This window comes from Micromonospora citrea (assembly GCF_900090315.1).
Taxonomy (GTDB): Bacteria; Actinomycetota; Actinomycetes; order Mycobacteriales; family Micromonosporaceae; genus Micromonospora; species Micromonospora citrea.
Window position 1 is genome coordinate 2,692,329 of sequence record NZ_FMHZ01000002.1, and the last position, 23,162, is coordinate 2,715,490.

Here is a 23,162-nt window from a genome sequence, read left to right on the forward strand (position 1 = left end):
CCGCGGCCGGTTGCCCGGCCGCGGCGGTCGATCCGTGACTGCTCCGGTGTACGTCGGACGCCGACGCCCTTGCCGCAGCTCTGCGGTGTCGCGCAACCGCCGGTGGACCCGGCTGGTCGCGACGGAGCGGCACCCCTCGCCTCGACCTCGGCGAGGAGCGACCACCTGTCCGCCTTATCCTTTGACCGCCCCGGCCGTGAGGCCGTTGACGATGTAGCGCTGGAGGAGTTGGAACACCAGCACCGTCGGGACGGCGGTGAGCAGGGTGCCCGCCGCGAAGATCCCGAAGTTGTTGTTGCGCTCGCCGGCCACCAGCCCGAACATGCCGACCGCGAGGGTCTTCGAGTTGGTGTTCGTGAGGAACACGTTGGCGATCACGAACTCGTTGATCGAACCGATGAAGGCGAGCAGGCCGGTCACCGCCAGGATCGGCGCCACCAGCGGCAGCATGATCCGGAAGAAGACCTGGGCGTGCGAGGCGCCGTCCATGGTGGCGGACTCGTCCAGCTCCTTCGGCAGCGTGTCGAAGAAGCCCTTCATCAGCCAGGTGTTCGCGCCGAGGGCGGCGCCCATGTAGAGCAGGAAGAGGCCCCACGGGGTGTTGAAGCCGATCACCGGCCACAGTTCGGTGACCTTCGTGAAGATCAGGAAGATCGCCACGATCGCCAGGAACTGCGGGAACATCTGGATCAGCAGCAGGGAGAGCAGCCCGACCCGGCGGCCGGCGAACCGCATCCGGGAGAAGGCGTACGCCGCCAGCGCCGACAGGAAGATCGACGCGAAGCTGGCCACCCCTGCCAGGAGCAGCGAGTTGAGGAACCAGCGGCCGAAGGCGGTCCGCTCGAAGAGGTTGGTGAAGTTCTCCAGCGAGGCGCCGGTCGGCACCAGCTCCGTGGAGGAGAGCGTGCCGAGCGGGTTGAGCGCCGCCGAGACGACGAACAGGATCGGGAAGAGGCTGAACGCCACCGCCAGGACGCCGACCAGGTGCCGCCATCCCACCTGGGCGAACCAGCGGTTCCGCCGTCCGGTCGCGTTGCGGTTGGCGACGGGCGCTTCGGTGCGGGTGCTCACGAGTACACCTCCTCCTGCTTGCGGGTCCGGGAGAAGCTGATCGCCGAGACCGTCGCCACGATCGCGAAGATGAAGATCGAGACAGCGGCGGCCAGGCCGTACTCGGCGCCCTGGGCGCCGAAGGCCAGCCGGTAGGTGTAGGTGATCAGCAGGTCGGTGGCGCCGGCCGTCGGGTTGTCCGCCGGGAACGGTCCGCCCTCGGTGACGAACTGGATCGCGTTGAAGTTGTTGAAGTTGTACGCGAACGACGCGATCAGCAGCGGCGAGATCGCCACCAGCAGCAGCGGCATGGTGACCGCGCGGAACGACTGGAACGGCGACGCCCCGTCGACCGAGGTGGCCTCGGTCAGCTCGCGCGGGATGGCCTGCAACGCCCCGGTGGTCACCAGGAACATGTACGGGTAGCCGAGCCAGAGCTGCACGAGCAGCACCGCGAGCCGGGCCGACCAGGTCTCACCGAACCAGTCCACCCCCAGCCCGAAGAGGTTGTTGATCAGGCCGAAGTCGGTGTTGAACATGTCCCGCCAGACCAGCAGCATCGCGAAGGACGGCATGGCGTAGGGCAGGATCAGCAGCACCCGGTAGAAGTTCGTGCCCCGCATCCGGGGTGAGTGCAGCGCGAGCGCGACGCCCATGCCGAGCAGGAAGGTGAAGCCGGTGGAGCCGAGCGCGAAGGCGAAGTTCCAGATCAGCGTGCCGAAGAACGGGCCGGAGATGGCCGGGTCGGTGAGCACGCTGGTGAAGTTGCGCAGCCCGACGTTGACCTGCCAGCCCTGGGCCAGTGTCTCGCCGTCGGCGGCGACGAAGGAGCCGACCTTCCCGTCGGCGGTCCAGGTCTTCCCGGTCTCGCTGTCGCGGATGCAGTCGCAGCCCGCGTCGTACGCCCGGACCGCCTTGCCCTCGTAGGCGCGCGACAGGCCGGACGAGCGCAGCGCGCCCCCGGAGGTCGGCACCACCAGGTCGGTGATGTCCTTGCTCCGGTTGCTGGCCTCGCCGAAGTTGAGGATCTGGTAGCCGTCGGCGGCGGTGACCTTGCCGCCCGGCGCGACGGTGACGCTGTTGGCGCCGAGCGGGCGCAGGCCCTCGGTGTCGCCGACGGAGACCGTGTTCGTCTGCGGGTCGGTGATCAGGAAGACCAGCTCGCCGGTGGCGGGGTCGCCCTTGGTGGCGACGGTCAGCGGGTACTGGATCGAGCCGGGGACCTGCTTCACCGAGCCGCTCTGGATGGCGACGATGGCGTCGTCCTTGCTGCCACGGTGGCCGTCGCCGAAGTTCGTGAACGCGGTGCTCGCGGTGTAGAGCACCGGGATGATCTGGAACGCCACCAGGAAGAGCGTGCCCGGGACCAGGTACTTGGCGGGAATGCGGCGGGGGCTCAGGTAGAGGTAGAAGAGTCCGGCGGTGGTCGCCAGCAGGATCGCCAGCCCGACCCAGAGCTCGGCCTCGATGAGCGGGAAGGCCGCCCAGACCGCGATCCCGGCCACGAGGCCGAGCAGGACCACCTTGACGAGCAGGCCGGTCAGCGTGGTCGGCGCGTGGTTCCGCGCGGTACGGGACTTGCGCGGGGACCCGGACCGTACGGGCCCCCGGCCCGGGGACTGCGTGGCAGCACCCGGGCCGGACGACGACGTACTCATTACTTGATCTGGCCGGAGATCGTCTTACCGGCTGCGGTGATCGTCTTGGCCGGGTCGGCACCGCCGATGATGGCGGCCTCCGCCTTGCCGAACGGGTCCCAGATCGCGGCCATGGCCGGGATCGCCGGGAGCACCTGGCCGTTCTTGCCGGCCTCCTGGAACTTGGCCAGGTCCGGGTCACTGCCCTTGACCTGGTCGAGCGCGGCGGTCAGCGCCGGCGGACGGGGCTCGGCGTTGTAGAGCGCCACGGCCAGCTCGGGGGTGGTGACGTGGTTGGCCACGAACTCCTGGGCCAGGGCCTTGTTCTGCCCCTTGGCCGCGACGTAGAAGGACTGGACGCCCACGAACGGCTGGGCCTCCTTGCCACCGGCGAAGCCGGGGACCGGGGAGATGTCGTACTTGATGTTGGCCTTCTTGGCGTCCGCGATGGCCCACGGGCCGGAGACCAGGTAGGCGCACTTCTTGCCGGTGAAGGTGGCGATGGAGTTCTCGCCGGTGATGGAGCGCTTCAGCGCACCCTCGCCCTTCTCACCCAGCTTGGCGATCTTCTGGAACGCCGCGATCGACTCCGGCTTGCCCACGCCCAGGTCCTTCGGGTCGTAGTCGCCGTTGGCGGCGGTGCCGAAGAGGTAGCCGCCGGCCGAGGTGTAGAGCGGGTAGATGTGGTACGCGTCGCCGTTCTGGCCGGACTGGAGGCAGAGGATCTCGCTGACCTTCTTCTCGGCCTTGAGCTTCTTGCCGGCGGTGACCAGCTCTTCGATGGTCTTCGGCGCCTCGGGGGCCAGCTCGGTGTTGCGGATCAGCGCCAGGTTCTCCATGGCGTAGGGCACGCCGTAGAGCTGGCCGTTGAAGGTCACGGCCTTGACGGCGGTCTCGTTGAAGGCGCTCTTCTGCTCGGCGGCGAGCTGGACCGGGTCGATGGCGCCGTTCTGGACGAGGTTGCCGATCCAGTCGTGCGCGCCGACCACGACGTCCGGGCCGCTGCCCTGCTGCGAGGCGGTGACGAAGTTGGTCTGGAGATCCTTGGAGACGGCCTGGACCTCGACCGTGACGCCGTTCTCCTGGCCGAACTTCTCGCCGAACGGCTTGAGGGCGGCCGCCCGCTTGTCGTCGGCCCAGATCACCAGCTTGCCGCCGGTGGCGGCCTTGGTGGATTCCTTCGCGGCCGGCTCGTCGTTGCTGTCGCTGCCGCAGCCCGACGCGGCGAGCGCCAGGCCGAGGACGGCGACCACACCCGCGGTACGGATGCGCATCGGTACTCCTGTCGTCATGGCGGCCCGCGGGGGAGGGCGACCCGCCAGTGGAAACCTCTGAAAATTTGTTGCCAACCGGCGCCCGGCGTGCTGCGCCGCTGCTCTCGCGTGTTGCGGGGACGTTAGCAAGGGGTTTCAGAGAATGGAAGGGCTTGCAGAAGTGTACGCAAGAACTTGCCGGTGAGCTAAAGTGCGGGCCATGCGCGCTCGACTGTCCGACATCGCCCAACAGGCCGAAGTCAGCGAGGCCACGGTGTCGCGGGTGCTCAACGACCGCCCGGGAGTGGCCCCCGAGACCCGGCAGGCCGTCCTGACCGCCCTCGACGTGCTCGGCTACGAGCGCCCGGCCCGGCTGCGCAAGCGCAGCGCCGGCCTGGTGGGCCTGGTGGTCCCCGAACTGGACAACCCGATCTTCCCCGCGTTCGCGCAGGTTATCGAGTCCACGCTGGCGCAGAGCGGGTTCACCCCCGTGCTGTGCACCCAGACCCCGGGCGGCGTCACCGAGGACGAGTACGTCGAGATGCTGCTGGACCGGCAGGTCTCCGGGATCGTCTTCGTCTCCGGCCTGCACGCCGACACCGCCGCCAACCACGACCGGTACCGGGCCCTGCTCGCCCGCCCGCTGCCCATCGTGATGATCAACGGGTACGCGCCGGGCATCCCCGCGCCGTTCGTCTCCTGCGACGACGGCGAGGCCACCGAGCTGGCCGTGGCCCACCTGGTGGCGCTCGGGCACCGCCGCATCGGCCTGATCACCGGCCCGGACCGGTTCGTGCCGGTGCAGCGCCGGGTGGCCGGCTTCCGGGCCGCGATGGCCCGGCTGGCCGGCGCGACCGAGGCGGACCTCGGCGAGCTGGCCGAACTCTCCCTCTTCGGCGTGGAGGGCGGCGAGGCGGCCGCCGCGCGGCTGCTGGAGCGCGGCGTCACCGGCATCGTCTGCGGCTCGGACCTGATGGCGCTCGGCGCGATCCGGGCCGCCCGGCAGCGCGGCCTTTCCGTGCCGGCGGACCTCTCGGTGGTCGGCTACGACGACTCCCCGCTGATGGCCTTCACCGATCCGCCGCTGACCACCATGCGCCAGCCGGTGGCCGCGATGGCGGTCGCCGCCGTGCGGGCCCTGGTCGACGAGATCAACGGGCACGCGGCCCCGCACTCGGAGTACGTGTTCCGCCCGGAGCTGGTGGTGCGCGGCTCCACCGCGGTCGCCCCGGCGGGTGGGTCCCGCCCGGCCCGCGGCGGCGACGGTCCGCACCGGCAGCGCCCGGCGCCGCCCGCACTCGCCGTGCCGGCCTGAACCCGCCCGCCGGCCGATCCCGCGCTCCGCGGGCCGGGAGATTTCGGGCGGGTGCAGGGCGTGACCGACGTCATTCCTTGCGCAAGAAATGCTTGACTCTTGCAGTATTCGGGCGGCATCCTGCTCAGACAAACCGCGCCGCACACCCGCACCGCACCGGGTGCCGCCGTCCCACGCGCCCACAGAAACGGGGAACCGCCTCCGATGACCGTCAGCAACCCCACGCCGACGACCGCCGACGACGACTGGTGGCGCTCCGCGGTCGTCTACCAGGTCTACGTCCGCAGCTTCGCCGACTCCGACGGCGACGGGATCGGCGACCTGCAGGGCATCCGCGAGCGGCTGCCCTACCTGCGTGACCTCGGCGTGGACGCACTCTGGCTGACCCCCTTCTACACCTCGCCCATGGTCGACGGCGGATACGACGTGGCCGACTACCGCGACGTCGACCCCATGTTCGGCACCCTGGCCGACTTCGACGCGATGATCACCGACGCGCACGCGCTCGGCCTGCGGATCATCGTCGACCTGGTGCCCAACCACACCTCCGACCGGCATCCGTGGTTCCAGGCGGCGCTGGCCGCCGGCCCGGGCTCCGCCGAGCGCGAGCGCTACCTCTTCGCCGACGGCCGGGGCGCCGACGGCGAGCAGCCGCCCAACGACTGGGAGAGCATCTTCGGCGGTCCCGCCTGGACGCGGGTCGACGACGGCCAGTGGTACCTGCACCTGTTCGACCCGGCCCAGCCGGACCTGAACTGGCGCCACCCCGAGGTCCGGGCCGAGTTCGAGGACATCCTGCGCTTCTGGCTGGACCGGGGCGTGGACGGCTTCCGGATCGACGTGGCGCACGGCATGATCAAGGCCGAAGGGCTGCCGGACGTCGGCTTCAGCACGATGACCACCGGCCAGCGCCAGGTGGAACTGCTCGGCAAGGGCCGGCTCCCCTACTTCGACCAGGACGAGGTGCACGACATCTACCGCGCCTGGCGGCCGATCCTGGACAGCTACCCGGGCGGCCGGATGGCGGTCGCCGAGGCGTGGGCCGAGACCCCGCAGCGCCTCGCCCGCTACATCGGCCCGGACGAGCTGCACCAGGCGTTCAGCTTCGACTTCCTCGACGCGACCTGGTCGGCCGACTCGTTCCGCAAGGTCATCGACACCGCGCTGGCCGAGTCGACAATCGTCGGCGCGCCGACCACCTGGGTGCTCTCCAACCACGACAAGCAGCGGCACGTCACCCGCTACGGCGACGGCGCGGAGGGGCTGCGCCGGGCGCGGGCGGCCACCCTGCTGATGCTCGCCCTGCCCGGCTGCGCCTACGTCTACCAGGGCGAGGAGCTGGGCCTGCCGGAGGTGCTCGACCTGCCGGACGAGCTGCGCCAGGACCCGGCGTTCCTGCGCACCGGCGAGAGCCGCGACGGCTGCCGGGTGCCGATCCCGTGGAGCGGCGAGCTGGCCCCGTACGGCTTCGGGCCGGCCGGCAGCGAGCTGAGCTGGCTGCCGGCCCCCGCGACCTGGCGCGGCCTCTCGGTCGCCGCCCAGACCGGCGTGCCGGGCTCGACGCTGGAGCTCTACCGCACCGCCCTGCGGATCCGCCACGAGCACCCGGCCCTGGCCGCCGACGCGGGCGGGGTCACCTGGCTGGAGACCGAGCCGGGTGTGCTCGCCTTCAGCCGCGCCGCCGGCGACACCGTGCTGACCTGCGTGGTCAACATCAGCGGTGCCCCGGCCCTGATCGACGGGTACGGCGAACCGATCGCCGCCAGCGAGCCGCTCACCGGGCAGGGCTCCGGCCACCTGCTCCCGGTCGACGCGGCCGCCTGGTTCGAACGGCGCTGAACGGGTAACCCGTCATCGACCTGGTCGTCCGTTGTGCCCCGCGCCGACGGGCGACCGGGCAACCGACCCCTTGTGGTGGGGGGTGAGGTGGCGTCGGCGCCTCGGGGAGTCCGCTCCCCGGGGCGCCGGCGTCCATCGGGGACGGGTGTCGCGCCCGGCCCGCGCGGGTACGACGCCTCCATGGTGGTTCGCGTCACGCAGTACACCCTCGACGTCGTCGACCTCGACCTGATGGCCGGCTTCTGGTCGGCGGCCCTCGGCTACGCCGTCCACGCGGGCGGCGACGGCAGCGCGAAGCTCTGCCCGCCGGACGGGACCGTGGAGGCCCCGACGGTCTGGTTGCAGGGCTCCGGCACCCCGAAGCACGGCAAGAACCGGCTGCACCTGGACCTCGTCGCCGACGGCGACCCGGCCGACGAGGTGCGCCGGCTGATCGGGCTCGGCGCCCGGCGCGCCGACGTGGGACAGCGCGGCGACGAGGGCCTCGACGTGCTCGCCGACCCGGAGGGCAACGAGTTCTGCGTGCTGCACCGACCCCCCGTCCGTCCCTGAGCCCTCGGACGGGCCCGTCCGCTCAGGCAGACCCGCCGGTCAGCTTCGCGGCGATGCGGCTGAAGCCGGCCCGCAGCTCGGCCTCGCTGGGCGGGGCGAGCGGCTCGGCGGGGTGGTCCTCCGCGGCCGCCGCCTCCAGTTCGTCGTCGATGGTGTCCTCGAAGTCGCCGTAGAGGTCGGCCTCCTCGATCCGCGCCGTCTCGTCCTCGGCGGCCACCTGCGCCGCGGCGATCTCGTTCCGGATCTCCTCCGCCGACACCGCCGGCAGCAGGGGCTCGACCACCGCCATCAACTGCTCCTCGGCGACCACCGCCTCAGCGAGCGCGAGGGCGTGCGGCCGCTCGTAGGGACCGCAGACCACCGGTTCCCACTCGTCGGCGTCGCCGAGCGGCCCGAAGGTGATGATCCAGGGCAGGCCGAGCATCGGCGAGTCGTCCGGCAGGTCCAGTGTCACGAGTGCGCCCACGCGCCCATCATCGTCCGTCCCGCCGCAAACGTGGGCGGCATTCGGCCCAATCACCGGCCCCGGGGGCGGGACCGATCCCGGGGACCCACCTTCCGCAGACGGCCCCCGGCAGCCGCAGAGGCCCGCCGGACCGATCGCGGCGGCCACCAGGTCCGCCGGAGCGGGGGCGGTCAGCCGGCGGCGGCGACCGCGGCCTGCCAGCGGTCGGACCACTCCCGGCGCAGCCGGTCGAGCTCGGCCTCGTCCACGCCGTAGGCGCTGACCGTCAGGCTGACGGGTGACACGTCGGCGCTGCTGCCCAGCGGCGCGCCGGCGGCCACCCCGATCAGCCTGCCCCCGGCGTCGACGACGATGCGCTGGCGCGGGCTGTCGTGCCAGCGCTCGGCCGGGCCCGCCGCGTCGAGCGCGGCGAGGGCCTGCGCGCCGGTCGCGGCGCCCGTCAGGTGGACGGTGCGCCGTCGCCCCGACGGCCGCCGCTCCAGCAGGAAGCGAAGCTGCTCGAAGAAGGTGCGCCAGCCCTCCGCGATCGCGTCCCACGGCTCGCCGCCGCCCGGCGGGGGCAGGACCACCCGCAGCCGCGTGCGGTCGCCATCGCCGACCAGCTGGATCTCCTGGCCGCCGGCCATCCCGATGCGGTCCGGCGGGGTGGGTCGGGCATGGTCGACGAAGATGAACCGGATCTCGTCGGCCAGACCCTCGTGCTCCCAGCCGAACCACTGCGAGATCCGGCCCGGCTCGGTCAGCGCCGACCAGACCCGCTCGGCGGTCGCGGCCACCGTCGTCTCGACTGCGGTCGTCCGCGCTTCGGCCATCGCTCTCCTCCTGCCGTCGTGGGCGGCGGCCGGGGTCTTCCGCCGCGTCGTCAGCCCGGGCGCGCCGCGTCGAGCGCCGCGCGGACCAGGGCGAGCGCCGCCGACGGCGGCACTCCCAACCGGGCGGCCTCGGCGGCGTAGTCGGCCGCCGCCCGCTGCAACCGGTCCACCGCATCATCGCGGCCGGGTGCGACGAAAGTGCCGTGCCGGCCCCGGGTCTCCAGCAGACCGGCCGCCTCCAGCTCCCGGTAGGCCCGCGCCACGGTGTTGGCCGCCAGCCCGAGGTCCGCCGCGAACTGCCGCACCGTCGGCAGCCGGGTGCCGACCGCCAGCCGGCCCGTCCCGATCAGCTCCGCGAGCTGCCCGCGCACCTGCTCGTACGGCGGCACCGCCGAGCCCTGGTCGACCGAGATCCGCACGCCCGCTCCCCCGTTCATCCGGCCCCGCCCGGGGTGCCGGGATCCGTGTCCGCGTCGAGGTCGGCCGGCGCCGGACCCTCCGCCAGGTCCACCACGCGGCCGCGCCGGCTGGTGGCGGCGAGCGCCGCGCCGAAGAGCACCAGCTGGTTGAGCAGGTAGAGGTAGAGCAGCAGCCCCACCGCGCCGGCCACCACGGTGTACGCCGGGTTCCGCTCGGTGCGCACCACGTAGTACCGCCCGACGGTGTTCAGCAGCGTGATGCCGACGGCGACGAGCAGCACCACCGGGCGCAGCCGGGACCGGCTCATCCGCAGCCGCGGCACCGCCACCAGCAGCAGGGTGGCGAGCACCGCGTTGACCAGCACGCTGAGCACCGCGCTGACCGTGGTCAGGCCGACCGAGCCGGTGCTGCGCAGCATGAACCGCAGCAGCGACTCCAGCGCGTCCACCGCCGCCACCGAGACGCCGAGCAGCACGAAGACGACGAGCAGCACCCCGAGGTCGACCAGGCGGCGGATCACCAGGTTCCCGGGCTGCTGGTTGAGCCCGTACATCAGCCGCTGCGAGGAGCGGATGGCCTCCACCCAGCCGATGCCGGTGAAGCCCAGGATGATCAGGCCGACCACCCCGACCGTGCCGCTGCTCTCGGCGATCTGCACGGGGTCCAGGAACGGCAGGTTCTCCCGCAGGAAGTCGGCGGCGGCGGCGCTGACCTCGTCGTTGTCCTCCAGGATGGCCCCGAAGATCGAGTACGCGACCAGCGCCAGCGCGAACACCGCGAAGAAGCCGTAGTACGCGATTGCGGCGGCCAGTCGCCCGCCCAGCAGGTCGTTGTAGAGCACGCCGGCCCGCCACAGGTGGTCGACCGCGGCGGACCGGCGGCGCGCGGCGCTGATCCGTCGGTCGATGCCCGCCTCGATGCGGCCCCACGCGTTCACGCCGTCATCCTCGCCGATCTCCCGCCGCCGGGGCGGGCAACCGGCCGTCGGCCCTCGCCGGCCCGGCGCGTCGCCGGCACCGATCGCGTCGCCGGCACCGGTCGCCGCGCGCCGGCGGCGGCTCGGACCACGTGACCGTGCGGCGGTGACCCGGCGGCTCCGCCGGCACCGGTCGCCACGGCGGCGGCGGGAGTCAGCCGCCCAGCCGGAAGTCCCGGCGCGGCTGCCACCGGGTCTCCCCGCTGTGCGAGAAGAGGGTGAACGCCTCCACCTCGAACATCGCGGAGAAGTCGGCCAGGTCCTCGTACGCCCGGTCGAGCGCCTCCGGCGCGACGTCCTGCGCGACGGTGACGTGCGGGTGGTACGGGAAGCGCGCCTCGCGGCGCAGCTCCGGGGCGGCGCTGATCGCGGCGGCGAGCAGCTCGCACTCGCTGATCCCGGCGGCCACGGCCACGAAGACCACCTGGGTCACCGGCCGGAAGGTGCCGGTGCCGCGCAGGTGCAGGGTGAACGGCAGGTGGGCGGCGGCCACCGCGGTGAGGTGCCGCTCCACCGCCGGCAGCGCCGCCACCGGGATCTCGGTCGGCCCGAGCAGGGTCACGTGCGCGGGCACGACCTGCGGGTCGCCGGCCTCGACCCGGCGTCGGGTGAGCAGGCCGCCCCACGGCTCCGGGATGTCCACCGCGATGCCGATCTGGATGGTGTCGCCGGCCTCCGGCGCCCCGTCCCTGCGATCCACGCTGCGCGCCACCCCTCCGGCCACCGACCTGTCCACCCTCACCCGTCGCGTCGCGGCGCTACTCGCCGCGCACCGGCGGGAAGAAGCCGACCCGCTCGTAGACGGCGCGCAGCGTCGCCGAGGCGACCACGCGGGCCTTCTCGGCGCCGGCGGCGAGCAGCTTGTCCAGCTGCGCCGGGTCGTCGAGGTAGGTCCGGGTGCGCTCCTGGATCGGCGTGACGAACTCCCGAACCACCTCGGCGAGGTCCTTCTTCAGGTCGCCGTAGCCCTTGCCGGCGTACGCGGCCACCAGGTCGTCGATGCTCCGCCCGCTGAGCGCGGAGTAGATGGTGAGCAGGTTGGAGACGCCGGCCTTGGTCTCGCTGTCGAAGACGATCTCCCGCCCGGTGTCGGTGACCGCCGAGCGGATCTTCTTGGCCGAGCGGGCCGGATCCTCCAGCAGGTCGATGATGCCGGCGGGCGAGGACGACGACTTCGACATCTTCGCCGTCGGGTCCTGCAGGTCGGTGATCTTCGCGGTGTCCTTGACGATGTGCGGCGCGGGCACGGTGAAGGTCTGCCCGAACAGCGAGTTGAACCGCTGGGCCAGGTCGCGGGAGAGCTCCAGGTGCTGGCGCTGGTCCTCGCCCACCGGCACGGCGTTCGCCTGGTAGAGCAGGATGTCGGCGGCCTGGAGGATCGGATAGGTGAACAGGCCGACGCTCGCCCGCTCGCCGCCCTGCTTCTGCGACTTGTCCTTGAACTGGGTCATCCGGCTCGCCTCGCCGAAGCCGGTGAGGCAGCCCAGCACCCAGGCGAGCATCGGGTGCTCCGGCACCTGCGACTGGACGAAGAGCGTGCTGCGCTCCGGGTCGAGGCCCACGGCGAACAACTGCGCGGCGGCCAGCCGGGACCGTTGGGTGAGCACCTTCGGGTCGTGCCCGGCGGTGATCGCGTGCAGGTCGACGACGCAGTAGTAGGCGTCGTGGGTGTCCTGCAGGGCCACCCAGTGCCGCACCGCGCCGAGGTAGTTGCCGAGGTGGAACGAGTCGGCCGTCGGCTGGATGCCGGAGAAGACGCGGGGGCGGGCGGGAACGTCGGACATGACGGCAATTCTGTCAGCAACCCCCGGCGTACGTCATGACGGGCCGGCGGGTCGGCTCCGACCCACCGGCGTGCGGGTGGTGGCCTCGCGCCGGGGCTCGGGCACGCGCACGGCGGAGACGGTGAGCCGGGCCACCCGGCGCCCCTCCAGCGTGTGCACCCGCAGCAGCCAGCCACCGGGCGGGGCGCCGGGTTCCGGGCCGCCGCCGTCGGCCGGGCCGCCGGTCACGGGCACCTCGTCGCCGGGGACCGGGAGCCGCCCCAGCGCCGCCATCACGAAGCCGCCCACCGTCTCGTACGGCCCGGTCGGCAGCGTCACGCCGGTGCGCTCGGCGAAGTCGGCGAGGTTGAGCCGGCCGTCCACCACGGCGGGCAGGCCGGCGTGCACCGGGTCGGGGGCGGTGTCGTACTCGTCGTGGATCTCCCCGATCAGCTCCTCGATCAGGTCCTCCAGGGTGACGATGCCGGCGGTGCCGCCGTACTCGTCGACCACCACGGCGAGGTGGTGGCGTTCCCGGCGCATCTCGCTGAGCGCGGCGAGCACCCGCTTGCTGCCGGGCAGCCGCTTCACCTCGCGGGTCAGCTCGCCGACCGTGGTGCAGGGGTCGAGGTCGGGGCGGAGCAGCACGTCGCGCAGGTGCACGAAGCCCACCACGTCGTCGTGGGTGCCGTCGACGACCGGGTAGCGGGTGTGCGTCTCGGCCCGGACCAGCCGTTCCGCCTCGGCGATGGTCAGCCGGGCGGAGAGGAAGACCACCTCGGTGCGGGGCATCATCACCTCGCGGACCAGGCTCGCGCCGGCGACCAGCACCTCGTCGATGATCCGGCGTTCGAACGGGTCGAGCAGGGTGTTGGCGGCCACCAGGTCGCGCAGCTCCGCCTCGCTGATCCGTTCCCGGCCGGCGGCCGGGCTGGCGCCGAGCAGGGCCGTCACCGCGCGGGTGGCGCCGTCGGCGGCGCGGACGACGATCCGGGCGACGGCCCGGGCCAGCGGGCCGGGCTCGCGGCGCGGCCGATTCCGGGCGCGTCGACGCAGCCCGGGACCACCCGCCTCCCGCATGACAGTGATGGTAGACAGCCCGGGGCCGCCCGGCGCGCGATGTTCGCCTCTGTTCGATCGTGAGAGGTTGTGGTGGAATGGCGAGGGCGCGGCCGGGTGCGCGTCGACGGCGGGCGGGAGCACCGCGACCGGCCTTAGGGTGATCACGACACGGGTCGCGACCGGGCGGCCGGGCGGGAGGAGACCGACGTGAAACTGCTCGTCACCGGCGGCGCCGGCTTCATCGGCAGCGTGGTGACCCGGATGCTGCTCGACGCCGGCCACGAGGTGGTGGTCCTCGACGACCTGCGCACCGGTCACCGGGAGGCGCTCGCGCCCGACGCCACGCACGTCGACGCCCCGGTCCACGACGCCGCCCGGGTGCTCACCCCGCAGGCCGGCTTCGACGGCGTGCTGCACTTCGCCGCCCTCATCGCCGCCGGCGAGTCGATGGTCAGGCCCGAGCTCTACTGGCACACCAACACCGTCGGCACCATCGCCCTGATCGACGCCGTCCGCGCCGCCGGCGTGCCCCGGCTGGTCTTCTCCTCCACCGCCGCGGTCTACGGCAACCCCACCGAGCTGCCGATCCCGGAGACCGCCGTGAAGGCCCCCACCAACACGTACGGGGCCACCAAGCTCGCCGTCGACATGGCGCTCACCTCCGAGGCGATCGCCCACGGCCTCGCCGCCGTCTCGCTGCGCTACTTCAACGTCGCCGGGGCGCACCTCGACGGCGACGTCGCGCTCGGCGAGCGGCACGACCCGGAGACCCACCTGATCCCGATCGCCCTGGAGGTGGCCGCCGGCCGACGCGAGAAGCTCCAGCTCTTCGGCGACGACTACCCCACCGTCGACGGCACCTGCGTGCGCGACTACATCCACGTCGCCGACCTGGCCCGCGCCCACCTGCTGGCGCTCGACGCGGCGACCGCCGGCCAGCACCGGATCTACAACCTGGGCAACGGCAACGGCTTCACCAACCGTCAGGTGGTCGACGTGGTCCGCGAGGTCACCGGGCAGCCGGTGCCGGTCGAGGTGGCCCCGCGCCGCGAGGGCGACCCCGCCGAGCTGGTCGCCTCGTCGGCGCTGGCCCGCGAGGAGCTGGGCTGGGTGCCGCGAAAGCCGACCCTGCACGACATGGTCGGCGACGCCTGGGCCTTCTACCGCACGCACGTCCTGGAACGCCGGTGACCGACCTCGCGCGCCCCGGGAGGCCGGCGACCGACGTCGCGGCCCGCGCCACCGCCGGCTTCCGCTCGGCGTACGGCGGGGAGCCCGCCGGCCGCTGGGCGGCTCCCGGCCGGGCCAACCTGATCGGCGAGCACACCGACTACAACGACGGCTTCGTGCTCCCCTTCGCCCTGCCGCTGCGCACCGTGGCAGCCGCCGCGGGTCGGCCCGGGCAGCGCTGGACGGTCTGGTCCGAGCTGTCCGGCGAGACGATCGACTTCGGCGCCGACGAGGTCGCCGCGCCCGGCCGGGTCACCGGTTGGGGCGCGTACGTGGCCGGGGTGGTCTGGGCGCTGCGGGAGGCCGGGCACGCGGTGCCCGGCGCCCGGCTGGCCATCGCCTCCGACGTGCCGCTCGGCTCCGGCCTGTCCTCCTCGGCGGCGCTGGAGGCCGCCGTGCTGGCCGCCCTGGTCGACCTCGGCGGGCTGGACCTGCCCCCCGAGCGGCAGCCCCGGTTGGCCCAGCGCGCCGAGAACGCCTACGTCGGCGCGCCGACCGGGATCATGGACCAGTCGGCCGTGATCCGCTGCCGCGCCGGCCACGCGCTCTTCCTGGACTGCCGCGACGAGTCGGTCGAGCACGTCCCGTTCGACCTGGACGCCGCCGGCCTGGCCGTGCTGGTGGTCGACAGCCGGGCCCCGCACCGGCACGCCGACGGCGAATACTCCGCCCGCCGCGCCTCCTGCGAGGCGGCGGCCGGGCTGCTCGGCGTGCCCGCCCTGCGCGACGTACCCGTCGACGGGCTGCCCGACGCGCTGGCCCGGCTCGACGACGCGGAGACCCGCCGCCGGGTGCGGCACGTGGTCACCGAGGACCAGCGGGTGCTCGACACCGTCGCCCTGCTGCGCGCCGGCAGCGTACGCGAGATCGGCCCGCTGCTCACCGCCTCGCACGCCTCGATGCGCGACGACTTCGAGATCACCGTGCCGGAGGTCGACACGGCCGTCGAGGCGGCCCTGTCGGCCGGTGCGCTCGGCGCGCGGATGACCGGCGGCGGCTTCGGCGGCTGCGTCCTCGCCCTGGTCGACGCCGGCCGCGCCGAGACGGTCGCCGCCGCCGTCACGGCCGCGTACGCCGAACGCGGCTTCGCCGCGCCCGGCCACGTCACCGTCCTGCCCGGCCCGGGGGCGACCCGGCTCGACTGAGCGCACGACCGGCAGGCACCCACGCGGGCAACGCCGTGGGGTCCCGGGGCGACCACGGCTTCCCACAGCGGAACCCCGTGCGGGCGGTGCCGGGGCGGCCACGGCGTCCCGGCGGGCGAGCCCCGCCGGCGGCGGCTGCCGGCCCCGCACCCGCTCCGCACCAGCCTGACCGTCCGGTCACGACGGTCGGTAGGGTGTTGTGCCCGCCGAGGATCCCAACGGGGAGGGAGACGACGTGAGCGATGCCGGAATCGTGGCGCAGGAGCGGGCGCTGGCCCTCAACGGCGTCGGGCGACACGCCGAGGCGGCGCAGGTGCTGCGCGACGCGCTGGCCGAGCAGCCCGACCACGTCGGGTTGCTGGTCGCGCTGGCCCGCTGCCACCGGTCGATGGGCCAACTGGCGTCGGCCATGCGCCTGGTCGACCAGGCCCTCGGCGTCGCCCGCGCCCAGGAGCACCTGCTCGCCGAGAAGGCCCGGATCCTGCTGGCAGCCGGGCAGGCCGGATACGCGGCGGCCGCCGCCCAGCGCGCCCTGGCGCTCGCGCCGCAGTCGTGGGAGGCCCACGCGCTCTTCGCCGAGGCGCTGCTGACCATGGGCAACCCCACCCGCGTCGTGGTCGCCCGCCGGCACGCCGACACCGCACGGCAGATCCGCCGCGACATCCCCGACGTGCACCTGCTGGACGCCCGGATCCACCTGCGGATGGGCCGGCTCCGCGCGGCGCGGGAGGCGTGCCGGCAGGCACTCGTCCTGGACCCGGCCCACGAGCCGGCCCTGGCCCTGATGGCGCGGATGGACGCGTCGCGGGACCGGGTCGGCCGCGCCGCCCGGGGATACTCCGACGCCCTGACCGCCGACCCGCAGGCCCACGGGTCCGCCGTGGCGCACGAGGCGGTCACCGCGGCCCTGTGCTGGCGGCTGTTCGACGCGGCGGCGCTGGCCGGCGTCGGCCACTGGGCGTTGTTCGCGCTGGTCGACGCCGGGCGGCCCGGACGGCTCGCCGTCGCAGCGGCCCTCCTGACGGTCGTCGCCGGGGCGATCCTGCCGGTCTGGCGCCGGCAGCCGCCCGCGGTCCGGCTCCAGCTCCGCCGCCAGCTCGGCTCGGCGTCCGTCGTGCTGTGCCTGGCGCTCACCGCGGTGGCGCTGGCCGGGCTGGTCGTCAGCGGCCTCGCCCCCGGCAGGGACACCCCCGCCGGCGGGATGGCCGCGCTGCTGCTGGTCCCGGCCGCCGCGATCCTCGCCTTCCGCGTCTGGCGGCAGCTCAAGCGCAGGGCCGTCCCGATGGTCCGCTGGGTCGGCTACCGGATCTGGACCCGCCTCGTGGCCCGCGCGAACGCACCGGCGCCGGCCGCCGACGCGGCACCGCCGACCGTGTAGGCGGAAGGCGGTCGGCCCGATGGGCGACGGGCGGGCGTCGGGCCCGCCCGTCGGTGCGGCTCACTGCGCCTCGACGATCATCCCCGCGCCGACCGTACGGTTGGTGGTCTCGTCGATGATCACGAATCCGCCGGTGGTGCGGTTACGGCGGTACTCGTCCGCGAGCAACGGCACGGTGGTCCGCAGCCGCACCCGACCGATCTCGTTGAGCCTCAGCTCGCCGGCCGACTCGTCCCGGTGCAGCGAGTTGATGTCCAGCCGGTAGTGCAGGCCGCGCACGATGGCCCGCGCCGAGCGGGTGGTGTGCTTGACGGCGTACCTGCCGCCGACCTGGAGCGGGCGGGTCTCGTCCATCCAGCACACCATCGCCTCGATGTCCTGCGCCACCGCCGGGGCGTTGTTCGGCCGGCAGATCATGTCGCCCCGGGAGATGTCGATCTCGTCCGCCAGGCGTACGGTGACCGACATCGGCGGGAACGCCTCCGCGACCGGCCCGTCGGCGGTCTCCACGGCGGAGATCCGGCTGGTGAAGCCGGACGGCAGCACCATCACCTCGTCGCCCGGCTTGAGCACCCCGGAGGCCACCTGGCCGGCGTAGCCGCGGTAGTCGGTGACGGTGGTGGACTGCGGCCGGATCACGTACTGCACGGGGAACCGGACGTCGACCAGGTTACGGTCGCTGGCGATGTGCACCCGCTCCAGGTGGTGCAGCAGCGACGGCCCCTCGTACCAGGGCATGTTCTCCGACCGGCTGACGATGTTGTCGCCCTTGAGCGCGGAGATCGGCACCACGGTCAGGTCGGGCGCGTCGAGCTTCGCGGCGAACGCGGTGAACTCGTCCGCGATCCGCTCGAAGACGTCCTGCGAGTAGTCGACCAGGTCCATCTTGTTGACGCAGAGGACCAGGTGCGGCACCCGCAGCAGCGAACAGAGGAACGCGTGCCGCCGGGACTGCTCGACCAGCCCCTTGCGGGCGTCCACCAGGATCAGCGCCAGGTCGGCCGTCGACGCCCCGGTGACCATGTTCCGGGTGTACTGGATGTGCCCCGGCGTGTCCGCGATGATGAACTTCCGCCGGGGGGTGGCGAAGTAACGGTAGGCCACGTCGATGGTGATGCCCTGCTCCCGCTCGGCCCGCAGGCCGTCGGTGAGCAGCGCCAGGTTCGTGTACTCGTCGCCCCGCGCCGCGCTGACCGCCTCGACGGCGGCGAGCTGGTCGGTGAAGAGCGACTTCGTGTCGTAGAGCAGCCGGCCGATCAGTGTCGACTTGCCGTCGTCCACGCTGCCGGCGGTGGCGAACCGCAGCAGGTCCATCGGCCGGGCGTCCGGCACGGCCCGGGTGTCCGCCGGATTCGCGCCGGCCGGCGGGACGGTCTCGGTGGTCATCAGAAGTAGCCCTCCCGCTTGCGGTCCTCCATGGCGGCCTCGCTGACCCGGTCGTCGCCGCGGGTCGCGCCGCGCTCGGTGATCCGGGTGGCCGCCACCTCCTCGATGACCTTCTCCACCGTGTCGGCGTCGGAGCGGACCGCCGCGGTGCAGGACGCGTCACCCACCGTGCGGTAGCGCACCCGCGCCTTGAACCGCTCCTCGCCCGCCCGGGGCCGGAAGAACTCGTTGACCGCGTACAGCATGCCGTCGCGCTCGACCACCTCGCGCTCGTGCGCGTAGTAGATCGACGGCAGGGCGATCCGCTCGCGGGCGATGTAGTGCCAGACGTCCAGCTCGGTCCAGTTGGACAGCGGGAAGACCCGGATCGACTCGCCCGGGTGGTGCCGGCCGTTGTAGAGCGACCACAGCTCGGGACGCTGGTTCTTCGGGTCCCACTGGCCGAACTCGTCGCGGAAGCTGAACACCCGCTCCTTGGCGCGGGCCTTCTCCTCGTCGCGGCGGGCGCCGCCGAACAGCGCGTCGAACCGGTGCTTCTCCACCGCGTCCAGCAGCACCGGCGTCTGGATCCGGTTGCGCATCCCGTCGCCCGACTCCCGCACCAGCCCGCTGGCCAGGGCCTCCGGGACGCTCGCCACCACCAGCTGCAGCCCCAGCTCGGCGACCCGCTGGTCCCGGTATTCCAGCACCTCGGGGAAGTTGTGGCCGGTGTCCACGTGCATGACCGGGAACGGGATGTTGGCCGGGGCGAACGCCTTCTGGGCCAGCCGGAGCATCACGATCGAGTCCTTGCCGCCCGAGAAGAGCAGCACCGGCCGCTCCATCTCGGCGACCACCTCGCGCATCACGAAGATGCTCTCGGCCTCCAGCGCGTCGAGGTGGGACACCTGGTAGGCGGCGGGGGCGGTCATGACACGGGCTCGCTTCGGTCGAATCCGCTCATCTGATTCCAGACCTTTCCGGTCGGACATGCCAAGAAGTGCCGATCAGGCTACCCGGAATGACGCTGCAGCGCTGCAAGCAACCGACTGGCGAGATCCTTGCGACAGACCAACAGATCCGGTAGACGTGGATCCGCCTCGTTGTATTTCAGCGCAGAACCGTCGATCCGGGAAGCGTGCAGTCCGGTGGCCGTCGCCACAGCCACCGGTGCCGCCGAGTCCCACTCGTACTGCCCGCCCGCGTGGATGTAGGCGTCCACCTCGCCGGTCACCACCGCGGCGATCTTGGCCCCGGCCGAGCCCATCGGCACCAGGTGCGCCCCGACGTCCTCGGCCAGGTCCGACAGGAACACCGGCGGCCGACTCCGGCTCGCCGCCAGGCGGATCGTCCGCCCACCTGGCGCCGTCGCCGCCTCCACCGTCATCGGCGGGTACGCCGGCGGATAGTCCGTGCCCAGCACCCGGTGCTGCGCCGGCAACGCCACCGCCCCCGCGACCAGGCCGTGCGGCGTCGGCGCCGTACGCGCCCAGAGCGCCACGTGCACCGCCCAGTCGGAGCGGCCCTCCTCGGCGAACTCGCGGGTGCCGTCCAGCGGGTCGACGATCCACACCCGGTCGGCGGTCAGCCGCGACACCGCCCCGGCGTTCACCTCCGCCGCCCACGCCAGCCGCGAGCCCTCGTCCTCCTCCGAGAGCACCGCGTCACCCGGCCGCCACCTCGCCAACTCGGTGCGGATCAGGTCGTGCGAGACCTTGTCCCCGGCCGACTTCAGCGCGCCCGCATCGGCGAAACCCATCTCGGCCCGCAGACCGAGCAGCGCCTGACCGGCCCTGGCCGCCAGCCACCGGGCGAACGCGCCGTCGATCATCGGAGGACTGCCCATAACCCTGCTCCCGTCGCCTCGCACGCGCTGCGCGCCGGCACGCCGGGCCCCGCCGCCGGTCGCGCCGCGCCGAAAGGCGCAGACTACCGGCTCACCGCGGGCGATCGGGGGCTCACACCCCGTGGTAGAGGTTCTGCGTCGGCTCCACGCCCCTGGTGACCACGGACTCCACCACGTCCGCCGCGCGGTCCACCAGGAACTCCAACTCCTTGCGCTCGACCGCGCCGAAATCCGACAGCACGTAGTCCGCCGGGTCCTGCCGGCCCGGCGGCCGGCCGATGCCGAACCGCACCCGGACGTACTCCTTCGTGCCCAACGACTTCGACATCGACCGCAGGCCGTTGTGCCCGCCCTCGCCGCCGCCGCACTTCACCCGAAGCTGGCCGTAGCCGATGTCCAGCTCGTCGTGCACCGCGATCACCCGGCCCGGCGGCACCTTGTGGAACTGGGCCAGGCCGGCCACCGGCCCGCCGGAAAGGTTCATGTAGGTCAGCGGCTTGACCAGCACCAGCTTCGGCCCGCCGAACCCGAGCCGCCCCTCGGCGACCTCCGCCACCGCCCGCTTGTGCCGGCCGAACCTCGCGCCGAGCCGACCCGCCAGCAGGTCGGCCACCATGAAACCGACGTTGTGCCGGTTGCCGGCGTACCCCCGACCGGGGTTGCCCAGGCCGACCACCAGCCACGGCCCCGTCTCGTCCGTCACGCCCCGCCCCTCCCGCTGCTCGCCGAGCACCAGCCCGCCCGGACACCGATACGCCGACAGGCGCCCCCGACCGCGCGGGGACGCCTGTCGCAACGATGCGGACCGATCAGGCCTCGGTCTTCGCCTCGGCGTTCTCCTCGCCCTCGGCGGCCGGAGCCTCGGCGCCCTCGGCGGTCTCCTCGCCGACCTCGGCCTCGGCCTCCTCGGCGGCCTCCTCGACCTCGGGGAGGGTGGCCTCGAGCTGCTCGGCGGTCGGCGCGGCGGTCACCGCGGCGACCGGCAGCTCCGGGTCGGCGGCCAGCTCGACGCCGGCCGGCAGCTCCACGTCACCGGCGGTGACCTGGGTGCCCGCCTCCAGGCCCTCGATCGACGCCTCCAGGTGATCCGGCACCTTGGTGGCGTCGGCGGTCACCGAGAGGGTGTCGTGGTCGTGCACGATCAGGGTGTCCTTCGCGGCCTCGCCGGTCAGCTGGACCGGGACCTCGACGGTGACCTTCTCGCCACGGCGGACCAGCAGCAGGTCCACGTGCTCGAAGGTGTCCTTGATCGGGTCACGCTGGATCGCCTTCGGCAGCGCCAGCACCTGGGTGCCGTCGCTGACCTCGATCGCGAAGAGCTGGTTGGCGCCGCCCTTGCGAATCGCGGCCGCGAACTCGCGGGACGGCAGCGCGATGTGCTTGGGCTTCTCGCCGTGGCCGTACAGCACGGCGGGCACCTTGCCGGCCCGGCGGGTACGACGGGCACCACCCTTGCCGAACTCGGTACGGGGCTCGGCGCTGATCTTTACCTCGGACACGGGGAAACTCCTGATGCTTCGCGCGGCGGCTTGTCGACTGGCGGTGCTGGGGCGAGGGGCTCGCTGGGGCTCATGCGTCGAGAACGACTGCCCGGAGCACCGCGTCGATGACGGTGCCTCCGTGCGGCGCTTGACAGCGGCCCGCCGGGCACCCTCGCCGTGGCAACCGCACCAGTCTACCCGAGATGATTCCGAGCTTTCCGGCAGTCCCCTTATCACCGTTCCCGCCGGCCCGCAGGCCGATCCGGGCCGGCCGCTCCCCGGCTGGCCGCCCCGCTTCCGACGGGCTACCCCGTTCTCGGCGGGCCGCCCCAACTCCCCGGCTGGCCGCCCCGTTTCCGACGGGCTACCCCGTTCTCGGCGGGCCGCCCCGCTCCCGGCGGGCGACCGCCGGGAGCGCCCCGCCCGGCGACGGTCGCGCCGGGCGCCGGCACCGGGCAGGAAGGGCGTCGCCCGCCCGGCCCGGCGCCGTCAGGCCGTCAGCGCCCATCACCGCAGAGGGATGGTCAGCGGGCGGTCGTCGTCAGCTCAGGCCACCGAAGAGGGTGGTCACCGAGCCGTCGTCGAACACCTCGCGGATCGCCCGCGCCAGCAGCGGCGCGATCGACAGCACGGTGATCTTGTCGAGCTGCTTCTCCGGCGGCAGCGGCAGCGTGTTGGTCACCACGACCTCGCTGATCGGGCTGTTCTTCAGCCGCTCCGTCGCCGGGTCGGAGAGCAGCGCGTGGGTGGAGGCGACGATCACGTCGGCCGCGCCGGACTCCCGGAGGATGTCCGCCGCCTTGGAGATCGTGCCGCCCGTGTCGATCATGTCGTCGACGATCAGGCAGACCCGCCCCTCGACCTCGCCGACCACCCGGTTCGCCACCACCTGGTTCGGCTTCAGCGGGTCCCGGGTCTTGTGGATGAACGCCAGCGGGCAGCCGCCCAGCCGGTCCGTCCACCGCTCGGCCACCCGCACCCGACCCGAGTCCGGCGCGACCACCGTCATCGGCCGGCCCGCGTACTTGTGCTCGACGTACTCCGCGAGGATGTCCATCGCGAAGAGGTGGTCGACCGGGCCGTCGAAGAAGCCCTGGATCTGCGCGGTGTGCAGGTCGACGGTGAGGATGCGGTTCGCACCGGCCGTCTTCAGCAGGTCCGCCACCAGGCGCGCCGAGATCGGCTCCCGGCCGCGGTGCTTCTTGTCCTGCCGGGAGTACGGGTAGAACGGCAGGACCACGGTGATCCGCTTGGCCGAGCCACGCTTCAGCGCGTCGATCATGATCAGGGTCTCCATGACCCAGGTGTTGACCCCGTGCGTCACGGACTGCACCACGAAGGCGTCCGAACCACGCACCGAGTCCTTGAACCGTACGAAGATCTCGCCGTTGGCGAACTCGTACGCGTCGGCCGGCGTCGGCGCGACGCCGAGCACCTCGCCGATCTCCTTGGCCAACTCCGGAAAGCCACGTCCGGAGAAGAGCATCAGGCTCTTGCGGTTTTCGGCGACGATGCTGCCCATGGGCCCGTCTGCTCCCGTTGGTCGGTGGTACCCGGCGGTGGTGGTGGGCC

The 23,162-nt window shown here is 73.1% G+C and carries 22 protein-coding genes; 6 read left to right on the forward strand and 16 right to left on the reverse strand.

Annotated elements, in window-relative coordinates:
• Positions 1–174: 174 nt before the first annotated feature.
• From GA0070606_RS12195 to GA0070606_RS12205, 3 genes are read right to left on the reverse strand one after another with little or no spacing between them, the layout of a single operon-like run.
• Entirely contained in the window at positions 175–1,071 is an 897-nt protein-coding gene (locus GA0070606_RS12195) for a sugar ABC transporter permease (RefSeq protein WP_091098116.1), read from the reverse strand.
• Positions 1,068–2,708, reverse strand: a complete 1,641-nt coding sequence (locus tag GA0070606_RS12200) for an ABC transporter permease subunit (RefSeq protein WP_091098119.1) — start codon at positions 2,706–2,708, stop codon at positions 1,068–1,070. The genes GA0070606_RS12195 and GA0070606_RS12200 overlap by 4 nt, the downstream gene beginning before the upstream one ends.
• Positions 2,708–3,961 (reverse strand): sugar ABC transporter substrate-binding protein, encoded by a 1,254-nt coding sequence (locus GA0070606_RS12205; RefSeq protein ID WP_091098123.1) that lies wholly within the window; start codon positions 3,959–3,961, stop codon positions 2,708–2,710. The genes GA0070606_RS12200 and GA0070606_RS12205 overlap by 1 nt, the downstream gene beginning before the upstream one ends.
• Before the next feature lie 199 nt (positions 3,962–4,160).
• Here GA0070606_RS12205 and GA0070606_RS12210 point away from each other — a divergent pair, with 199 nt between their 5' ends.
• The 3 genes from GA0070606_RS12210 to GA0070606_RS12220 all read left to right on the forward strand — a co-directional run bounded on the left by GA0070606_RS12210 (position 4,161) and on the right by GA0070606_RS12220 (position 7,646).
• Positions 4,161–5,255: a LacI family DNA-binding transcriptional regulator gene (locus GA0070606_RS12210; RefSeq protein WP_091098126.1), complete on the forward strand. Its 1,095-nt coding sequence runs from the start codon at positions 4,161–4,163 to the stop codon at positions 5,253–5,255.
• 204 nt (positions 5,256–5,459) lie between these two features.
• Positions 5,460–7,094, forward strand: a complete 1,635-nt coding sequence (locus tag GA0070606_RS12215) for a glycoside hydrolase family 13 protein (RefSeq protein WP_091098129.1) — start codon at positions 5,460–5,462, stop codon at positions 7,092–7,094.
• A 180-nt stretch (positions 7,095–7,274) separates the two neighbouring features.
• A complete protein-coding gene (locus GA0070606_RS12220) occupies positions 7,275–7,646 on the forward strand; it encodes a VOC family protein (protein ID WP_091098133.1) in 372 nt (123 codons plus the stop codon).
• A 22-nt stretch (positions 7,647–7,668) separates the two neighbouring features.
• Here GA0070606_RS12220 and GA0070606_RS12225 read toward each other — a convergent pair whose 3' ends face one another.
• The 7 genes from GA0070606_RS12225 to GA0070606_RS12255 form a co-directional block, all read right to left on the reverse strand.
• A complete protein-coding gene (locus tag GA0070606_RS12225) occupies positions 7,669–8,112 on the reverse strand; it encodes a hypothetical protein (RefSeq protein WP_091098136.1) in 444 nt (147 codons plus the stop codon).
• Positions 8,113–8,282: 170 nt separating this feature from the next.
• Positions 8,283–8,924 (reverse strand): SRPBCC family protein, encoded by a 642-nt coding sequence (locus GA0070606_RS12230; protein ID WP_091098140.1) that lies wholly within the window; start codon positions 8,922–8,924, stop codon positions 8,283–8,285.
• 50 nt (positions 8,925–8,974) lie between these two features.
• Positions 8,975–9,343, reverse strand: coding sequence for a GntR family transcriptional regulator (locus GA0070606_RS12235; RefSeq protein ID WP_245724658.1), 369 nt, complete (start codon positions 9,341–9,343; stop codon positions 8,975–8,977).
• Positions 9,344–9,357: 14 nt separating this feature from the next.
• Positions 9,358–10,281 (reverse strand): YihY/virulence factor BrkB family protein, encoded by a 924-nt coding sequence (locus GA0070606_RS12240; protein ID WP_091098147.1) that lies wholly within the window; start codon positions 10,279–10,281, stop codon positions 9,358–9,360.
• A gap of 193 nt (positions 10,282–10,474) precedes the next feature.
• On the reverse strand, positions 10,475–11,056 hold the full coding sequence (locus GA0070606_RS12245; protein ID WP_091098153.1) for a 2'-5' RNA ligase family protein: 582 nt from the start codon (positions 11,054–11,056) through the stop codon (positions 10,475–10,477).
• Between the two features lie 22 nt (positions 11,057–11,078).
• A complete protein-coding gene (trpS, locus tag GA0070606_RS12250) occupies positions 11,079–12,104 on the reverse strand; it encodes a tryptophan--tRNA ligase (RefSeq protein ID WP_091098156.1) in 1,026 nt (341 codons plus the stop codon).
• A gap of 33 nt (positions 12,105–12,137) precedes the next feature.
• Positions 12,138–13,163: a hemolysin family protein gene (locus GA0070606_RS12255; protein ID WP_091098161.1), complete on the reverse strand. Its 1,026-nt coding sequence runs from the start codon at positions 13,161–13,163 to the stop codon at positions 12,138–12,140.
• Positions 13,164–13,352: 189 nt separating this feature from the next.
• Between GA0070606_RS12255 and galE the strand changes: the two genes are divergently transcribed.
• The 3 genes from galE to GA0070606_RS12270 all read left to right on the forward strand — a co-directional run bounded on the left by galE (position 13,353) and on the right by GA0070606_RS12270 (position 16,898).
• Entirely contained in the window at positions 13,353–14,336 is a 984-nt protein-coding gene (galE, locus tag GA0070606_RS12260) for a UDP-glucose 4-epimerase GalE (protein ID WP_091098164.1), read from the forward strand.
• Positions 14,333–15,520, forward strand: a complete 1,188-nt coding sequence (gene galK, locus GA0070606_RS12265; protein ID WP_091098168.1) for a galactokinase — start codon at positions 14,333–14,335, stop codon at positions 15,518–15,520. The genes galE and galK overlap by 4 nt, the downstream gene beginning before the upstream one ends.
• Positions 15,521–15,755: 235 nt before the next feature.
• Positions 15,756–16,898 (forward strand): tetratricopeptide repeat protein, encoded by a 1,143-nt coding sequence (locus GA0070606_RS12270; RefSeq protein ID WP_176737304.1) that lies wholly within the window; start codon positions 15,756–15,758, stop codon positions 16,896–16,898.
• A 60-nt stretch (positions 16,899–16,958) separates the two neighbouring features.
• Here the strand turns inward: GA0070606_RS12270 and cysN are convergent, their stop codons facing one another.
• The 6 genes from cysN to GA0070606_RS12300 form a co-directional block, all read right to left on the reverse strand.
• Positions 16,959–18,284 (reverse strand): sulfate adenylyltransferase subunit CysN, encoded by a 1,326-nt coding sequence (gene cysN, locus GA0070606_RS12275; RefSeq protein WP_091098175.1) that lies wholly within the window; start codon positions 18,282–18,284, stop codon positions 16,959–16,961.
• Complete coding sequence (gene cysD / locus GA0070606_RS12280) at positions 18,284–19,195, reverse strand: sulfate adenylyltransferase subunit CysD (protein WP_091098179.1); 912 nt, start codon at positions 19,193–19,195, stop codon at positions 18,284–18,286. The genes cysN and cysD overlap by 1 nt, the downstream gene beginning before the upstream one ends.
• An 80-nt stretch (positions 19,196–19,275) precedes the next feature.
• Entirely contained in the window at positions 19,276–20,109 is an 834-nt protein-coding gene (locus GA0070606_RS12285) for an inositol monophosphatase family protein (RefSeq protein WP_091098182.1), read from the reverse strand.
• A gap of 112 nt (positions 20,110–20,221) precedes the next feature.
• Positions 20,222–20,812: an aminoacyl-tRNA hydrolase gene (gene pth, locus GA0070606_RS12290; RefSeq protein ID WP_091107639.1), complete on the reverse strand. Its 591-nt coding sequence runs from the start codon at positions 20,810–20,812 to the stop codon at positions 20,222–20,224.
• 106 nt (positions 20,813–20,918) lie between these two features.
• A complete protein-coding gene (locus tag GA0070606_RS12295; RefSeq protein ID WP_091098186.1) occupies positions 20,919–21,608 on the reverse strand; it encodes a 50S ribosomal protein L25/general stress protein Ctc in 690 nt (229 codons plus the stop codon).
• A gap of 523 nt (positions 21,609–22,131) precedes the next feature.
• Complete coding sequence (locus GA0070606_RS12300) at positions 22,132–23,112, reverse strand: ribose-phosphate diphosphokinase (protein ID WP_091098190.1); 981 nt, start codon at positions 23,110–23,112, stop codon at positions 22,132–22,134.
• Between the last annotated feature and the right edge of the window lie 50 nt (positions 23,113–23,162).

Excerpts from the sequence above, each read along its gene's own strand:
- GA0070606_RS12200 (WP_091098119.1), bottom strand. The coding sequence starts at position 2,708 with ATGAGTACGTCGTCGTCCGGCCCGGGTGCTGCCACGCAGTCCCCGGGC.
- GA0070606_RS12205 (WP_091098123.1), bottom strand. The coding sequence starts at position 3,961 with ATGCGCATCCGTACCGCGGGTGTGGTCGCCGTCCTCGGCCTGGCGCTC.
- GA0070606_RS12210 (WP_091098126.1), top strand. The coding sequence starts at position 4,161 with ATGCGCGCTCGACTGTCCGACATCGCCCAACAGGCCGAAGTCAGCGAG.
- GA0070606_RS12215 (WP_091098129.1), top strand. The coding sequence starts at position 5,460 with ATGACCGTCAGCAACCCCACGCCGACGACCGCCGACGACGACTGGTGG.
- GA0070606_RS12220 (WP_091098133.1), top strand. The coding sequence starts at position 7,275 with ATGGTGGTTCGCGTCACGCAGTACACCCTCGACGTCGTCGACCTCGAC.
- GA0070606_RS12230 (WP_091098140.1), bottom strand. The coding sequence starts at position 8,924 with ATGGCCGAAGCGCGGACGACCGCAGTCGAGACGACGGTGGCCGCGACC.
- trpS (WP_091098156.1), bottom strand. The coding sequence starts at position 12,104 with ATGTCCGACGTTCCCGCCCGCCCCCGCGTCTTCTCCGGCATCCAGCCG.
- GA0070606_RS12255 (WP_091098161.1), bottom strand. The coding sequence starts at position 13,163 with ATGCGGGAGGCGGGTGGTCCCGGGCTGCGTCGACGCGCCCGGAATCGG.
- cysN (WP_091098175.1), bottom strand. The coding sequence starts at position 18,284 with ATGACCACCGAGACCGTCCCGCCGGCCGGCGCGAATCCGGCGGACACC.
- cysD (WP_091098179.1), bottom strand. The coding sequence starts at position 19,195 with ATGACCGCCCCCGCCGCCTACCAGGTGTCCCACCTCGACGCGCTGGAG.
- GA0070606_RS12285 (WP_091098182.1), bottom strand. The coding sequence starts at position 20,109 with ATGGGCAGTCCTCCGATGATCGACGGCGCGTTCGCCCGGTGGCTGGCG.
- GA0070606_RS12300 (WP_091098190.1), bottom strand. The coding sequence starts at position 23,112 with ATGGGCAGCATCGTCGCCGAAAACCGCAAGAGCCTGATGCTCTTCTCC.